General features: G+C 62.2%; 17 protein-coding genes. 5 read left to right on the top strand and 12 right to left on the bottom strand.

What is annotated here, in order from left to right:
* Positions 1-14: 14 nt before the first annotated feature.
* Positions 15-911: a hypothetical protein gene (locus J1C56_RS10695; RefSeq protein WP_214388837.1), complete on the bottom strand. Its 897-nt coding sequence runs from the start codon at positions 909-911 to the stop codon at positions 15-17.
* On the bottom strand, positions 886-2,064 hold the full coding sequence (locus tag J1C56_RS33440) for a GNAT family N-acetyltransferase (RefSeq protein ID WP_214388836.1): 1,179 nt from the start codon (positions 2,062-2,064) through the stop codon (positions 886-888). The genes J1C56_RS10695 and J1C56_RS33440 overlap by 26 nt, the downstream gene beginning before the upstream one ends.
* Before the next feature lie 213 nt (positions 2,065-2,277).
* Between J1C56_RS33440 and J1C56_RS10685 the strand changes: the two genes are divergently transcribed.
* Positions 2,278-4,839: a GcvT family protein gene (locus J1C56_RS10685; protein WP_214388834.1), complete on the top strand. Its 2,562-nt coding sequence runs from the start codon at positions 2,278-2,280 to the stop codon at positions 4,837-4,839.
* 13 nt (positions 4,840-4,852) lie between these two features.
* On the opposite strand, the gene J1C56_RS10680 is transcribed toward J1C56_RS10685, so the two are convergent.
* On the bottom strand, positions 4,853-5,437 hold the full coding sequence (locus J1C56_RS10680; protein WP_214388832.1) for a TetR/AcrR family transcriptional regulator: 585 nt from the start codon (positions 5,435-5,437) through the stop codon (positions 4,853-4,855).
* 133 nt (positions 5,438-5,570) lie between these two features.
* Here J1C56_RS10680 and J1C56_RS10675 point away from each other — a divergent pair, with 133 nt between their 5' ends.
* The 3 genes from J1C56_RS10675 (at position 5,571) to J1C56_RS10665 (ending at position 7,403) form a co-directional block, all read left to right on the top strand.
* The gene (locus J1C56_RS10675; protein WP_214388830.1) at positions 5,571-5,987 is read left to right on the top strand and encodes a DUF6463 family protein; all 417 of its coding nucleotides are present in this window, start codon (positions 5,571-5,573) and stop codon (positions 5,985-5,987) included.
* A gap of 98 nt (positions 5,988-6,085) precedes the next feature.
* Positions 6,086-6,928, top strand: coding sequence for a DUF1194 domain-containing protein (locus J1C56_RS10670; protein WP_214388829.1), 843 nt, complete (start codon positions 6,086-6,088; stop codon positions 6,926-6,928).
* Positions 6,929-7,025: 97 nt separating this feature from the next.
* The gene (locus J1C56_RS10665; protein WP_214388827.1) at positions 7,026-7,403 is read left to right on the top strand and encodes a peptidase inhibitor family I36 protein; all 378 of its coding nucleotides are present in this window, start codon (positions 7,026-7,028) and stop codon (positions 7,401-7,403) included.
* Positions 7,404-7,407: 4 nt separating this feature from the next.
* Here J1C56_RS10665 and J1C56_RS10660 read toward each other — a convergent pair whose 3' ends face one another.
* The 3 genes from J1C56_RS10660 to J1C56_RS10650 form a co-directional block, all read right to left on the bottom strand.
* On the bottom strand, positions 7,408-8,346 hold the full coding sequence (locus tag J1C56_RS10660; RefSeq protein ID WP_420797389.1) for a GlxA family transcriptional regulator: 939 nt from the start codon (positions 8,344-8,346) through the stop codon (positions 7,408-7,410).
* Between the two features lie 356 nt (positions 8,347-8,702).
* The gene (locus J1C56_RS10655) at positions 8,703-8,843 is read right to left on the bottom strand and encodes a hypothetical protein (RefSeq protein WP_214388823.1); all 141 of its coding nucleotides are present in this window, start codon (positions 8,841-8,843) and stop codon (positions 8,703-8,705) included.
* A 325-nt stretch (positions 8,844-9,168) separates the two neighbouring features.
* Positions 9,169-9,348 (bottom strand): hypothetical protein, encoded by a 180-nt coding sequence (locus J1C56_RS10650; RefSeq protein ID WP_214388821.1) that lies wholly within the window; start codon positions 9,346-9,348, stop codon positions 9,169-9,171.
* Positions 9,349-9,578: 230 nt separating this feature from the next.
* Between J1C56_RS10650 and J1C56_RS10645 the strand changes: the two genes are divergently transcribed.
* Positions 9,579-10,478: a LysR substrate-binding domain-containing protein gene (locus J1C56_RS10645; protein WP_214388819.1), complete on the top strand. Its 900-nt coding sequence runs from the start codon at positions 9,579-9,581 to the stop codon at positions 10,476-10,478.
* Between the two features lie 21 nt (positions 10,479-10,499).
* Here the strand turns inward: J1C56_RS10645 and J1C56_RS10640 are convergent, their stop codons facing one another.
* The 6 genes from J1C56_RS10640 to J1C56_RS10615 all read right to left on the bottom strand — a co-directional run bounded on the left by J1C56_RS10640 (position 10,500) and on the right by J1C56_RS10615 (position 15,329).
* The gene (locus J1C56_RS10640; RefSeq protein ID WP_214388817.1) at positions 10,500-10,682 is read right to left on the bottom strand and encodes a hypothetical protein; all 183 of its coding nucleotides are present in this window, start codon (positions 10,680-10,682) and stop codon (positions 10,500-10,502) included.
* 163 nt (positions 10,683-10,845) lie between these two features.
* Positions 10,846-11,148: a hypothetical protein gene (locus tag J1C56_RS10635; RefSeq protein ID WP_192315726.1), complete on the bottom strand. Its 303-nt coding sequence runs from the start codon at positions 11,146-11,148 to the stop codon at positions 10,846-10,848.
* 149 nt (positions 11,149-11,297) lie between these two features.
* Entirely contained in the window at positions 11,298-11,480 is a 183-nt protein-coding gene (locus J1C56_RS10630; RefSeq protein ID WP_214388815.1) for a hypothetical protein, read from the bottom strand.
* Positions 11,481-11,805: 325 nt separating this feature from the next.
* Positions 11,806-13,908: an ASKHA domain-containing protein gene (locus J1C56_RS10625; RefSeq protein ID WP_214388813.1), complete on the bottom strand. Its 2,103-nt coding sequence runs from the start codon at positions 13,906-13,908 to the stop codon at positions 11,806-11,808.
* Positions 13,909-13,913: 5 nt separating this feature from the next.
* Positions 13,914-14,357 (bottom strand): hypothetical protein, encoded by a 444-nt coding sequence (locus tag J1C56_RS10620; RefSeq protein ID WP_214388811.1) that lies wholly within the window; start codon positions 14,355-14,357, stop codon positions 13,914-13,916.
* Positions 14,358-14,360: 3 nt separating this feature from the next.
* Positions 14,361-15,329: a methyltetrahydrofolate cobalamin methyltransferase gene (locus tag J1C56_RS10615; RefSeq protein ID WP_214388809.1), complete on the bottom strand. Its 969-nt coding sequence runs from the start codon at positions 15,327-15,329 to the stop codon at positions 14,361-14,363.
* Positions 15,330-15,352 lie beyond the last annotated feature (23 nt).

Here is a 15,352-nt window from a genome sequence, read left to right as displayed (position 1 = left end):
TTGACCGCGCGGTCTCAGATGGCGTCGGCCAATGTCACGGCCAGTGCTGCCGATGCCGCGGACATCGTCAGTGCAATCGGCAGCCAGTTCTTCGACCGCGACGCGTCGATGGTGAAGAAGTTGAGCGGGAAGAGGTGGCTATGCGCTGCGGTCTCCGCAGCCTCGCGTGGTGCTTCCATGAAGCACTCCTCGTCGAACCAGGCCCAGTCGTCTGCCCAGGTCCAGCAATCATGCTTGCGATAGACATCGGCCACCTCGTTGGCGAATGCCTTGTCCGTCGGCAGCCTGATGTAGGCCCCAGGAGTGGCCGAGAAGTGGCGCATGGCCAGGGGCAGGGCCCGTTCCGTGCAGTAGTTCGACATCCACAGCTTGAAGCCGATCTTGTCGCGCAAGAGGTTGAGCGCGCGGAAAACCTGAATGTGCTCCTCATGGCCGTACTCGCCCCATGGATTGTGGGTGAAGACGTTCATGTCGGGTCTCAAGCGCGTTTCCAGGCGGTCGCATAGGACCTGGAAGTTGGCCTCGTAGGCATTGGCGACGCTCGCTGCGGCGATGCGTTGCAACTTCACCGTCGGCAGGGCCGCAATCGAAATGCGCGCCAGCCGCGTCATCGCCCGCCGGTTGGCCTCGATGCTGAAGCCGATGCCGTAGTCGGTCAGTACCGGTTCTGCCCAGTTGGCGCAGCCATAAGCCCCGGATTCGTCGATGTCCAGGCAGGTGACGTTGTCGCGCGGATACTCGGCGATGGCCGCACTGCGCGCCGCCCCGATCCGCGGCTGCGCCCAAAACTCGCGATAGACGATGATGACCTCGTCGGCGTCGCGCAGGATCGAGTTGAACCACAGCAGTTCATCATCGGGATGCGCGCCAATGATGACTGAGTTTTCAAGAAACTCCGGTCTTGTCCGCATCACTCCCCCCAGAAACGGTCTTATTGGCCGAGTTGGCGTTGTCGTCGGTTTTGGTGCGCAGCCTGCGCAATTGTTCGCGCGCAGCGAAGGCGGCTGCCCCCAGCCGGCCGCGCCAGGTGGCGTTTTCGCCCACCAGGAACATCGGCGTCGCAGTGGTGCCGAACTGGTGTTTGAACGGCTCGTCGCCAATGGTGAAGTCGAAGACCTTTCCATTGTTTGCCATCCAGTCCTCGATCATCGAGTCATACAGGACCAACCCCGGCGAGTGGCGCCCGTGGGCATCGTAGTCACAGCCGATCAGCAGGTAATTGAAGCGGCCAGCCACCGCGATGCCGAAGGCGTAGCCGATCGTTTCGCCGGCTATGGCGATTACGTAAGTCCGGGCAAATCCGGTGGCTGCGCCGGTCGCGGCCACGTCGGCATAGAATTGCTCGACCTCCGCACCCTGGATCAGGTCGCTGTCGAAGCGACCGGCGCGCAGCCGGGCGAGTTGGGCAATGCCGGCGCGGATTTCGCCTGGCTCGCGAAGCAGCCGCAACTGCGCGCCTTCCTGCTTGAGGAACCGCTTCTTCTTGCGGTCGAGCATGCGTCGGAAACTGCCGTCGAGGGCGGTTTCGCGCCATATGGCGAAATTGTCGTGCAGGTCCGTGGCATGTGCCGAAAAATCGAGCTTGCGGGCTTCGCCGCCTAGCAGGAGCTGCCATAGGGCAACATGTTCGGGGCGCACCGGGCGGAGGCGCAGGATGTCGAAGGCGGGCAGGACAGCGCGGACAGCCGGGGCGAGGGGTGCGTTGTCGGGCAAGTTCGCAGAGACAACAGGCGCCGCATAGTCACTGACTCCGAGATCGCAGCTTTCGAGCAGCACGACGCCGGTGTGTCGCCGTCTGATCATTGGCAGCACGAACAGCAATTCCCCGCCCGTCGGGTGCCGGCCGGTGACGACGATTTTCTCTGCACCCCGGTGTCCGGCCAGGCGGTAGAAGGCTGTGAGCCAGAGCGGATGCTGGAACGCCGTCGCGTCGGAAACGGCGTAGAGACGGGCATACTCACTCGATTGGAAATCGAAATCGGGATCGAGGGCCACCGCCGGTGTTTCGGCGGCGCGGCTCTTCGAATCCGCTTTTTCGGAATGCGCGACTTTGAGGCCCTGCACGATGTTGAAAGCCTTCTCCCCATGACTTCGGACGTTTGTTAGCGAACAAACTACAAAGCCCGGTTAACGTAGTCGTATGACTTGCCGTCTGCTTGATGATCGCCAGCAATTTTCGTGAGGTCGCGCGGCCTTGTGGCAATGTCGCAAACAGGCTGCAATCGCGCCGCGGCGCTCTATAGTCTGCCCGCAAATATCATCTCGGAGTCGTGGGTAATGGCTGAGTTTCCGAAAGCGGCAAAGGTCGTCATCGTCGGGTTGGGCGGCATCGTGGGCGCATCGATTGCCCATCACCTGATCGAGCGCGGCTGGACCGACATCGTCGGCATCGACAAGTCCGGCGTGCCCACCGACATCGGCTCGACGGCGCATGCCTCTGATTTTTGCTACACCACCAGCCACGACTATCTGTCGGTCTGGACGACCCAGTACTCGATCGATTTCTACGAGAAGATGGGCCACTACGCCCGCATCGGCGGTCTCGAGGTCGCCCGCACCGGCGACGACAGCTGGATGGAGGAGATCAAGCGCAAGCTTTCCTCGGCCAAGGCGTTCGGCACCCGCGCGCATTACGTTTCGCCCGCCGAGATCAAGGCGATGTTCCCGCTGATCGAGGAAGATCAGGTGATGGGCGGCATGTTCGATCCCGATGCGGGTCTCGTCATCCCGCGCTCGCAGACGGTGGCAGGCAAGCTGGTCGATGCCGCAGAGAAGTCCGGCAAGCTCCAGGTCTTCGGCAACACGCCGGCGACGTCGCTGATTGTCGAGGGCGGCCGCATCAAGGGCGTCGTCACCCATCGCGGCACGATCATGGCCGACCATGTCGTCGTCTGCGCCGGCATCTGGGGCCGCCTGATCGCTGAAATGGTCGGCGAGGACCTGCCGGTCATGCCGGTCGACCACCCGCTGACCTTCTTCGGCCCGTACAACGAGTTCGAGGGCACCGGCAAGGAGATCGGCTTCCCGCTTTTGCGCGACCAAGGCAACTCTGCCTATATGCGCGACACCGGCGACCCCAAGACCACCGAGGGCGGCCAGATCGAGTGGGGCTATTACGAGCAGACCAACCCGCGCCTTTGCCATCCGCGCGAGCTCCTGGAAAAACATGAGGCGCGCCTGTCGCCGTCGCAGCGCGATCTCGACATGGAGCAGATCATGGAGCCGCTCGAGCGTGCCATGGAGCTGACGCCGATCCTCGGCGAACTCGGCTACAATGAAAGCCACTCGTTCAACGGCCTGCTCCAGGTTTCAGCTGCCGGCGGCGCCTCCTGCGGCGAGAGCCAGAAGGTGCGCGGCCTGTGGTACTGCGTCGCCATCTGGGTCAAGGACGGCCCCGGCTACGGCAAGCTGATCGCCGACTGGATGACCGATGGCCGCACCGAGATCGACCACAACTCGATCGACTATGCCCGCTTTTATCCGCACCAGCTGGAAGAGAAGTTCATCGAGGGCCGCACCTTCGAGGCGGCCCAGAAGATCTATTTCCCGGCCGTGCACACCCGCGAGCCCTATGCCACTGGGCGCAACGTCAAGCGCTCGCCCTTCTACGAGCGCGAAGTCGAGCTCGGCGGCTACTTCATGGAACTTGGCGGCTGGGAGCGTGCGCATGGCTACAAGGCCAATGAGCACCTGCTGGAGAAGTATGGCAACCGCGTGCCGGTGCGCGAGAACGAGTGGGACTCCAGGCACTTCTGGCGCGTCTCCAACGCCGAGCACCTGGCGATGAGCGAGGATTGCGGCATCGTCAACCTCAGCCATTTCCACATGGTCGATATCGAGGGCCCCGACCATGTCGAGCTGCTGGAATGGCTCTGCGCCGCCAAGATCGGCGGCGACGGCAACATCGGCAAGGGTGTCTACACCCACTTCCTCGACGACGAGGGCATGGTGCGCGCCGACTTCACCGTCTTCCGCATGGCCGACCGCTGCCGGCTGGTGAATGGTGCCGATGCCGGCCCGCGCGACTTCCACTACATGAAGCGCGTCGCCGAGGATCGTGGCCTCGACGTCACCATCACCGACACCTCGGAAAAATTCATCACCATCGGCATCTGGGGACCGAACGCCCGCGAGACGCTGAAGAAGGTGGTGGCAAACCCAGCTGGGCTCGACCAGGAAAACTTCGCCTTCGCCGCGATCAAGCAGATCGAGATTGCTGGCAAGAACGTTACCGCCTTCCGCATTTCCTATGTCGGCGAGCAGGGCTGGGAACTGCACATGAAGTACGAGGACGGCCTGGCCGTCTGGGACGCGTTGCGCTCGACCGGCGTCATGGCCTTCGGCGTCGAGACCTATGCCAACTCGCGTCGCATGGAAAAGAGCCTGCGCCTGCAGAACGCCGATCTTCTCACCCAGTACAACCTCATCGAGGCCGATCTTGCCCGTCCGAAGGTCAAGGAAGCGGACTTCCGCGGCAGGGCGAAGCATCTGGAGTACAAGGCGCGCGATCATCAGCCCGCCATGCTCTGCACGCTGGAGATGACCGAAAATACCGACAAAAACGGCGTCAAGCGCTACCCGGTCGGCACGCTGCCGGTCATGGACCCGGAGACCGGCGAGGTGCTGGTCGACGAACTCGGCCGCCGCTCGTACACGACCTCGATCGCTTTCGGCCCGTCCATCGGCAAGAACATCGCGCTGGCCTACCTGCCTCACGCCTACTGCCAGGAAGGCCGCAAGCTGAATGTCGAATATTTCGCAGATACCTATCCGGTCGAGGTTGTCGGCATCGGCTACAAGCCGCTCTATGATCCGGAGAACCTGAAGCCGCGCAGCTGACGCTGGGCTTGGGCTATTCGAGGACCAGTTCGACCAGCGCTAGATAAGCGCCATCGTCGGCGAGGTCTGGATTGTAGCCCCGTGCCGAATAGAGGCCGAGCAGCGCCAGGTAGAGCATCTTCGCCCTGGCACGAGCCGTTTCGGACGCCAGGCCTGCGGCGGCAAGTTCCTTTTCAAGGTAGGCGAGGCGGGCGGCGTCCACGGCTCGCAGACGTTCGGCGACATGCGCGTCGGTCGCAGCCCATGATTGGATCGCTGCTTCGGCGCGTGCCGAATCGATGCCGTAGACCGTCTTGACCAATGCGTCCTGCGCGAGATGGCGCAGGCGCTGCTTGGGCGTTGCCAAGCCCGCCGCGTTGTCGATCAGCTGCTGCGTGAAATCCGCATCCCAGACGTCGAGGATAGCTGCCAGTAATTGCGGCCGGTCCTTGAAGTGCCAGTAGAACGAGCCCTTGCTGACGCCGAGCGACTTGGCGAGGCGCTCCACCTTGACGGCCTCGACGCCCCCTTCGGCAAGTGCCGCGACAGCGGCCATCAACCAATCCTCGCGCGTCAGGTCCTTAATCTCGCTTTTCGCTTCCACGCCTTTTTCAGCCATCGCGTCTCTTTCTTGCGGCATCACGCCGCGCCATACGCATCCGTATGGCGGTTTCGAGGCAATTGCTATACATACGCTACCGTATGGTGATGCCATGTGGCGCTGCCCGCACCAATCGAAGGAGATCTAAGCCATGGTCAAATGGAGCGCCGTTGCGTTGATCGCGCTCGGCATCATTCACCTGCTTGTGCTTGGGGCCGATATCCCCGCGGAACTGCTGAATTGGTCGTCGCTCAATATGTGGACCTGGGATCACTGGGCGCCGCTCAGGGCGCAACCGCTCGACCTGGCGCTCTCCGGTGGTGTGTTCTGGCAGTCCATTGGCTCGCTGGCCGTTCCGCTGCTCATTCTCGGCGCACTCATCTTCTGGCTCGACCGGCATGGCCTGCCGATCCCCGTGTTCGTCGGTTGGGGACTCGTCGTTTGGACAGCCATACTGACGGCAATCATGCCGCCGAGCGGGTTGCCGGTTGTGCTCATTGTTTCGATCGTTCTTACGGTCGGCCTGCAGGCTCGGGCGAAAAGGCGTAGTATCTCCTCGACCAAGTGACGGTTTCGCGGCCTGCTTCCCGACAATGTGATTGAAAAGCCCGGCTTTCTGGCCGGGCTTTTCTTTTGAAGCGGGCGAATCTCGCTTACCCTTCGTGCATGTCTGCCGTGGCCAAAGCTCTTCTCGCAGGCGGTGCTGCCTTGGCACTGATGCTAGGTCTCGGCCTTCATGCCAACGCAGCTGAACAGGTCGATGTCGAGCTGGTGCTTGCCGTCGACGTTTCGCTCTCCATGTCGCCCGATGAACTCGAGATACAGCGTCACGGCTACGCGGCAGCGCTGACCCATGAACGCGTGCTGGAGGTGATCGCCGAGGGCGCTTTTGGCAAGATAGCTGTGACCTATGTCGAATGGGCCGGCTCGACGTCGCAGATCGTCGTCGTGCCGTGGACGGTCATCGCCAATCGCGCCGATGCCGAGCGCGTCGTGCGCCAGCTGTCGGCCAAGCCGCCCAACAGCGCCCGCCGGACCTCGATCTCGAGTGCGCTTGAATTCGGCACCGATCTTTTCGCCGAAAGCGCCTTTCGCGGCTTGAAGCGGGTGATCGATATCTCGGGTGACGGCCCCAACAACCAGGGGCCGCCGGTGGATCTCATCCGCGACGCGGCAGTGGCGCAAGGCATCACCATCAACGGCCTGCCACTGATGACCAATGGCGGCTTCGGCAACGCCTACGACGTCGAGGACCTCGACCGCTATTATGCCGATTGCGTCATTGGCGGGCCGGGCGCCTTCATGATTCCCGTCAATGAGTGGTCGCAGTTTCCCGAGGCGATCCGGCGCAAGCTGGTCATGGAACTGGCCGGACCGGCGTCGCGCCAGTGGGCGGCCGAGGAAGCGGCGCATCCTCCCGTCATGCTTGCCCAGGCGCAGCCGAAATACGACTGCCTGATCGGCGAAAAGCTGTGGCGCGACCGCTCATGGCTGTGGGACAGCCGCTAGAGTTGCCTCCATTGACAGTCATGCCGCGCGCGGTGCCAAATTTTGGCCACGCGGATGTCTTTTCTGCCTGTCCTGGCTCACGAGGACATCGACAGACATGAGACTTGCCGTGCTTGCAACAATCGCTTCAGCCCTGATGGCCGGCAGCGCCAATGCCCAATATGACGACGACGTTGCCTGCGAGATGTACGAGCACAACGGTTATGGCGGCCGTGTCCTGCCAATGCGCCCCGACCAGTCGATCAGCTTCCGCGCCGGCCGGTTCTGGAACGACCGCGTTTCGTCGGTGCGGGTGGCGCCTGGCTGCACCCTTGTTGTCTACCAGCACACAGGCATGCAGGGCGCGTCGGAAGAGTTTGATCGCAATGCCCGCTCAATCGGCGGCTGGAACGACCAGATATCGTCGGCAGAGTGCATCTGCGACGACTATCAGGACGATGGCGACGACGGTTACGATCCCTACCGGCGGCAGTAGGCGTTCAGGCCGCAATCAGCTGCTTGCGGTCGATGCGCTCCTGCTGCGGCGAGCGGGCATAAAGTTCGCGGTAGCATTTCGAGAAGTGCGAGGCCGACACGAAACCGCAGGCGACGGCGACCTCGACCACAGGCATCGACGACTGGATCAGCAGATGCCGGGCCCGGTCGAGCCTGATCTCGAGATAGTAGCGGGCAGGGGAGCGGCCCATCTCGGTGCGGAACAGGCGTTCGATCTGGCGCCGGGACAGGCCGACATGGTCGGCGATCTCGATCAGCGAAAGCGGCTCCGACAGGTTGGCTTCCATCAGCTCGATGATGGTCAGCACCTTCGAATTCTGCACGCCGAGCCGCGCCCTGAGCGGCAGGCGCTGGCGGTCGGTGGGGCTGCGGACGCGATCGGTGAGCACCTGTTCACAGATGCGGTTGACGAGGTTGTCGTCGAAATCGTCGCCGATCAGCTTCAGCATCATGTCGAGCGCTGCGGTACCGCCGGCGCAGGTATAGATGTTCTGGTCGACCTCGAAGAGGTCGGCATAGACGTTGGCCTTCGGGAATGCCTCGGAGAAGCCCGGCAGGTTTTCCCAATGGATGGCGCAGCGCTTGTTGGACAGCAGGCCGGCATTGGCCAGTACATAGGCGCCGGTGCACAGTCCGCCCACGGCGACGCCGCGATTGTACTCCTCGCGCAGCCAGGCAAAGACCGACTTGTTGGTGTAGGTCTCGACATTGATGCCGGTGCAGACGATGACCATCGATGGGCGTTCCGGCCCAGCCATCTTCTTGCGTTCCTCGTCGAGCGAGGTGTTGACGGCGCATTCGACGCCGTTTGACGCCGGTACGGCCTTACCGTCGATGCTGGCCAGGCGCCATTTGTAGGCTTCGTAACCGAGCATGCGATTGGCGATGCGCAAAGGGTCGAGAGCGGTCGCGAAGGCGACCATGGTGAAGTCGGGTACAAGGAAGAACACAAGCGATCGTTTGATCGGATGTCTGATGGCGTTCAAGGAACCCTCACGCTGACCGGAAACGACGCGAACTTGATGTCGCGAATAGCATAGCGTCAACAGCAAATTCCCTTGCTGTCAATGGGGTTGAAGCTGTCGCTAAAATTAAAGTTTGCGACATGGGCAAAACGACGCTGGCTCTTTTGGACGAGCAAATGGCGTGTTTGAAACGGTGGGTCTGACCCGGGCTGCGCCGAAATGCCGGCGACGTGGTCGATTAATGGCAATCACAAAAGAAAAGAGCGGCTTGCGCCGCTCCAATGGTTCGATCCGGGAGGAGGATCGAATGAAACTCAGCCGACGAGCATGCCGAGGCGGTTGGCGGCGATTGCGGCGGTCTGGCCGGGCATCGTGTTGGCAAGGCGCTGACGCTCGATCGCGGTCGAAAGCGAGCTATCGCGGCGGAGGCCGAACAGGCGGGCAAAAATCTTCATGACACTTCTCCATGCATCCAGGTTACACGGGGTGCCTTCGCGTTGTGGAGTGGGGCAACTCGTTTGATGATGCGCATATAGGGCTTGGCTAAGCGCCGGTATGCTGCAAATGCGAAGCGGCACACCGTAAAAGCGACATGGCGTGCGACATGTCTTTGTCTGCCGCCACCATTGCCGAAAAACAATCAATATTTACAGTCGGTTGGGCGGGGCACTGCGCTGTCATGCAAGGCATTCAGGCCAGGCGTGCGGCGCTCGCATGGCTGGACCTCGCCGCAGGACCTGCCGATGCGTACGACAGGCCGCGACGTGGTCCCGACCATCTTCAGACTGCCTCGCCGCCATGGCCGTGGCGATAACCGGTCTTCGAATCGAAGGCCTCGGGCCAGCCGATGTCCTTCTGCAGTTCGAGCGGCAGCGAACGGATGGAACGTGCGGTGTTGAAGCGCGTGCGGGCGGCGGTGAATTCGCTGGCGATGCGCCCGATCGACGAGAGAATGGACATTGCGGTTTCCTTTTCCTACTGGGCCGGTTCAAGGCCGGCTTTTTGGTGCTCGCCCGGTGGGCACCGCTGGTTTCAACCGTCTTGCGCAATTTTGCGCTTCTTACTCCGGGCATTATCGATGCAGAGCCAATGGCCGCTGCTTCGATGGTGTTGACTATCTCTCACCGATGAGGTTCAATCAAACGAAATGAAATGATGTGTTCGATCAGAAATATTGAAGGGCAGTGGCCATGAACGCACCACTCAATCACCCGCTTCCGTTGCTCGATCTCGACGTGCTTCGCACCTTCGTGGCGATCGCCGAGACCGGCAGTTTCACCACTGCGGCCAATGCGGTGTTCCGTACGCCTTCGGCTGTGTCGATGCAGATCAAGAAGCTCGAGGACATCCTGGGGCGTTCGGTGTTCTTCCGCGACGCGCGCTCGGTGACGCTTACAACCGACGGCGAGATGTTGCTCGGTTATGCCCGGCGCATGCTGGCGATCAACCGCGAGGCGGTGTCGAAGTTCATCATTCCCGACATCGTCGGCGTGGTTCGGCTCGGTTCGCCCGACGATTTCGGCGAGCGCGTGCTGCCGCATGTGCTCAAGCGTTTTGCCCAGACGCATCCATCGATCGCCGTCGATGTCGTCATCGACCAGAGCAGCAATCTGAGGCGCCGCATGGACGATCGCGCGCTCGACATCACGCTGCTCACCAATGCCTGCAGGGCCAATGCGGCAGGCGCCGAAACGCTGTTGACCGAGCCGATCGTCTGGGCCGGTGCCAGGGGCGGTTGCGCCCACATGCGCGAACCGCTGCCTGTCTCGATCTGGGAAGAAGGTTGTGCCTGGCGGGCAGGGGCGCTTGAGGCGCTCGGCCGCGATGGCCGCAACTACCGCGTCGCCTATATGAGTGCGCATACGGCCGGCCAGCGTGCCGCTATCCTGTCGGACCTCGCGGTCGCACCGCTGCCAAGGTCGTTCATCGGCGACGAGCTTGTCGAGCTTGGCGTCAAGGACGGCATGCCGGAGATCGGCAACTACAGCCTGGCGATGATCGTGGCACCCGAGGCGAGCGCGCCGGTCAAGGCCGCGGCCGATCACATCCGTGCGGCCTTCGAGACCTTCAACCTGACCGGGAAGTTCTAGAGCGCGCCTGCGATTACAGCCTCAACGCCGCACTGCGGTGGCCATGGAACGATAGATGCTCGCCATCAGCGACGATGGCGGGTTCCAGGCGAGGTCGCGCTGGATCTCCGGTGGCAGCGCATTCATGATGCGGGCGGTTTGGCGGGCGCTTCGCGCCTGCTTGTAGCGGACGCCAATGCGGCCGAGATCGTCGAAAAGGGGCATCTGGCCCTCCTTTCAAGTGTCGTGAATTCCAATTGTCGAAATGCAGGCAATCAGATCGCGCGGCGGCGCGGCTTCAATGCCATGCGCAGGCGCCGGTCGGCCGCGGCAGGCCGGCCGGCGGTGCGCTGGCGAAAGGCGAGCAGGCCGACCTTTTCGGCGAAGGTCATGCGCAGCGGGCTTTCGGCCGAGCGAACGCGATGACGTTTGTCGCCGGTGCCAAGGGGCCGACGGGCCAGCCGAGTTCGATCTGGATGTCGATAGGCAACGCGTCGATCAGCATCGCCACGCGACCATATTTGTGGAGTTGACCCGCGGCTCCCGACCCATGATGGGTCACCCCGTCGATCCAGCCGAGTTCGACCTGCAATTCGCGCGGCAAGCCGTTCATCATGTTCTCGATGCGGCTGTCGCGGCACGCATGGCGCAACACCGAACCGTATTGATGAAACTCTCCAATGATGGACATGGTCGTCTCCTGGGAGTAACGGGCCGGCAGCACCACGCGAGACTGGATGCGCCGCCGGCCGGGCAAAGTTTATGCTCTGTTCTGTTTCGGCTTGATATCGCTTATGCGCTTTTCTGTTTCAGATAGCGCGCGATACTGAAACATTGGCATCAGCGGTCCGGCGACATGTAGATCGCCAGTGTCGCATGGCGCCTGCCGTGTTCCGGAGCGGGCCATCCAATGTCCTTCTGGATCTCTGGCGGCAGCCTGTTCAGCATACGTTCGGACTGGGCGGCGCGACGTGCGCTCTGGATAGCCGCACCAAAGCGGCCGATGGTGCTCATCATCGACATTGTCGTCTCCTGCAAGTCCCGCTGCGTCGCGAGCCTGCTGCGGCGCGCAATGAACGCTGTGGTTCGTGTGAATCGGTGCCTGATCCATTTCAAAAACCGAATTCGATTTTCGAGGCCATGCACGTTTGCCGCCTGGAGGCGAACCTCGCTGGCGGCTGACGAGCGGAAACTAGTTCGGGATTGTTTCGTATCGATTTCGCATCGATAGCAACCTACGGTAGAATTGTTGCGTAACGGAAACACTCCCGATACGTGCATTGTAACACAAAAGCGCTTCGGCGAGGCATGGAATGCCTCGCCGAAGCCTCAAATCCGCAAGGGCAGGTCAGTCGCGGGAGCGGCGCGCCGCGCGTTCCTCGCGCGAACGTCGGCGCGGTGCGCCGTCCGTCGGCTCGCCTTCACTGGCCTTGCGCGGCGGCAGCTTGACCGCCGCCGACAGCTTGGGGAACGGGTCGACCTTGTTGGGCAGCGCCATGGCGTCGATGAACAACTGCTGGAAGTGCGGTTCGAGCGCGGTCTCGATCTTTTCGATGCGGCCGACTTCCTGCTCGATCTCGCGGCGATGGTTGCGGTTGAGCAGCGCCATCAGCGCGCCGGTGCCGGCGGCATTGCCGACAGCCTTGACCTCGTCGAGGTCGCAATCGGGGATCAGGCCCAGGACCATCGCGTATTTCGGGTCGATGAACGATCCGAACGCGCCGGCGAAGCGGATCGTGTCGACTGTCTCGACGCCTTGTTTTTCCATCAAGAGCTTCACGCCGGCGTAAAGGGCTGCCTTGGCAAGCTGGATGGCGCGGACGTCGTTCTGGGTCACGGTGATGCGCGGCTCGCCCTGGCGGCCTTCTCGCAGCAGGTAGGAGAAGGTGCGGCCGTTCGGGATGATGCGCGGGCTTTTCTCCGCCATCGATCCATCGATGACGCCATCTTCGGAGATGATGCCCGACAGATACATCTCTGCCACCACCTCGATGATCGCCGAGCCGCAGATGCCGGTGACACCGGTGGTCCACGATGCCTCGTCGAAGCCGTCTTCATCCGACCATTTGTCGGTGCCGATAACGCGGTACTTCGGCTCCAGAGTTTCCGGATCGATGCGCACGCGCTCGATGGCGCCTGGGGCCGCGCGTTGGCCAGAGGAGATTTCGGCGCCTTCGAAGGCCGGGCCAGTGGGGGAGGATGCGGCGACGACCCGGTTCCTGTTGCCAAGGATGATCTCGGCATTGGTGCCGACATCGACCAGCAGCATCATCTTGTCCTGGCGGTATGGTCCCTCTGACAGGGTCGCGCCAGCCGCGTCGGCGCCGACATGGCCGGCGATGCAGGGCAAGGTGTAGAGGCGCGCGCCGCGATTGACCTCGATGTCGATCTCATGCGCCCAGAACTGCAGCGCGCCCGAAACTGCGAGCGCGAACGGCGCCTGGCCGAGTTCGGTCGGGTCGATGCCGAGAAACAGGTGGTGCATGATCGGGTTGGCGACGAAGACGCAGTCGAAGATGTCCTCGCGGTTGGCCTGGCCTTCCTCGCAGACCTTGCCGATGAGTCCATTGACGGCCTCGCGCACGGCCTTGGTCATGGCTTCGCGGCCGTCGGGGTTCATCATCACATAGGAAACACGGCTCATCAGATCTTCGCCGAAGCGGATCTGCGGATTGGACGTGCCCGACGAAGCGGCGATGCGGCCCGACAGCAGCGACACGAGATGCATGGCAATCGTCGTCGAGCCGATGTCGCAGGCGATGCCGTAGGCTTCGTTCTTCAAACCGGGGAACAGGCCGATGATGAAGGGGCGCGACGAATCCATGTCGCGGTGGACAACGGCGGTCACGCCCCATTTGCCCGGGCTGACTTCCGGCTGGTCGGGCAGCTTGGTACGCAGGATCTTCTGGACCTGCGCGATGAGATGGGGTGCGACCAGCAGGTCTTTCCAACCCCAGTCCTTTTCGAGCGCGACCTTCAGCCGGTCGAGGTCGCCGAGCGGCTTGTGCATGTCGGGCTCTTCCAGCTCGACATAGCAGAGCTGGACGGCGGCGTTGCGCTCGATGACGCGGTCGGTCGCCGCCTTGCGCACGACCTGCGCGTTGATGACGGTGTCCTGCGGCACGTCGATGACGAGGTCGCCCTGGATCGTCGCCGAGCAGGACAAGCGGCGGCCGTCCGGCAGGCCGCGAACGCGCTCGTAGCGCTCTTCCTTGGGGCCCTTGGGCGAGATGTGGTCGTTTGACGAGACGATCTTGTGCTTGGCGAAATTGCCTTCCTGCACCTCGACCTGGCAGCGGCCGCAGGTGGCGCGTCCGCCGCACACGCTTTCGACATAGACGCCAAGCGTGCGCGCCGCGTCGAGCACCGGCGTTCCCACCGGAAACCGGCCGCGCTTGCCCGATGGCATGAACAGCACAAGAGGGTCGGTGATGTTGGCGGGAGAGTTCATTGCAATCACCTCAGCATTGAGCGCTCAATCAAAAACAGCGATCCGACCGTTATTGAGAGCGTGACGGAAGATGAGATGATGTGAGACAAAAAGAATATTACGGATCGTTTGGCCTTTGATGCACCATCTTTTCCAAATTTCAGCATGGCTGACGATGTAATCAGGCCGACCATCCACGTTAATCCGAGAGCCAATGTTGTGAATACAAAAATTCCAACAACTGACAATATTTCGTCAAACGTTGAACTTGCTGATTTCCACTTTAAGTAGAAGACTGTGGATATCGACATGCAGAAGAAAATTCGCGTCAGCATGCCAACGAAATCAGAGAACGTTTTGCCTGAGCTAAACTGTCTCGCGTACGTTCCCTCCCAGTCGCCGCTGGGAGGGAACGTGGCATCAAATGTCATCCATTTGGTGATGAACTTGTTGCCTTCGCGTCTCGGCATTAATTATCCCCTCGACATGCGGGCTTCGCGTCCGCCGCGGCGACGGCCGCCGGCGGCGTCTCCCGGTGCGTTGACGGCGACCGGCGCTGCCACGGCGTGGCCACCCTCCGACGGCTTGTAGTCCTTGTAGGTCTTGATCCAGTTGGTGCAGTGCTCGTCGGTGCCGTTGAGCACGTTGGCGCCACGGACCGCTTCCATTTCCTGCGGCCGCACCGGGTTCATGATCGCTGACGTCATGCCGGCGCCGATGACCATCGGGATGAACGCGGCGTTGATGCCATGGCGGTGCGGCAGACCAAAAGAGATATTGGACAGGCCGCAGGTGGTGTTGACCTTGAGCTCCTCGCGCAGGCGGCGCAGCAGCGCGAAGACCTGGCGTCCGGCATCGCCGAGCGCGCCGATAGGCATCACGAGCGGATCGACGACGACGTCATGGGCTGGAATGCCGAAATCGGCGCAACGCTCGACGATCTTCTTGGCGACGGCGAAACGCACGTCCGGGTCCATCGAAATGCCGGTCTCGTCGTTGGAGATGGCGACCACCGGCACGTTGTACTTCTTGACCAGCGGCAGGATCGCCTCAAGCTTCTCTTCCTCGCCAGTGACGGAGTTGACCAGCGGCCGGCCCTTGGCAACCTTGAGCGCAGCTTCGATTGCCGCCGACACGGAGCTGTCGATCGCCAGCGGCAGGTCGACGAGGTTCTGGACGATCTCAAGCGTCTGCACCAGCAGGCCCGGTTCGGTCTCGTTCGGGTTGACCGAGGTGACACCGGCATTGATGTCGAGCATCGTCGCGCCGCAAGCTGCCTGTTCCAGCGCGTCCCTGATGACGGTCTCGAAATTGCCGGCGACCATCTCGGCGGCCAGCTTCTTGCGGCCGGTCGGATTGATTCGCTCACCAATGACGCAGAAAGGTTGGTCGAAACCGATAACGATTTCGCGGGTCGCCGAAGCGACGATCGTGCGGGTCATGAAGTTCTCCCTAAGATATAAAG

Origin of the sequence: Aminobacter anthyllidis (assembly GCF_018555685.1) — a bacterium.
GTDB lineage: Bacteria > Pseudomonadota > Alphaproteobacteria > Rhizobiales > Rhizobiaceae > Aminobacter > Aminobacter anthyllidis.
Note: the sequence above shows the minus strand (reverse complement) of the source record. Positions and strands in the feature narration are given on the sequence as shown.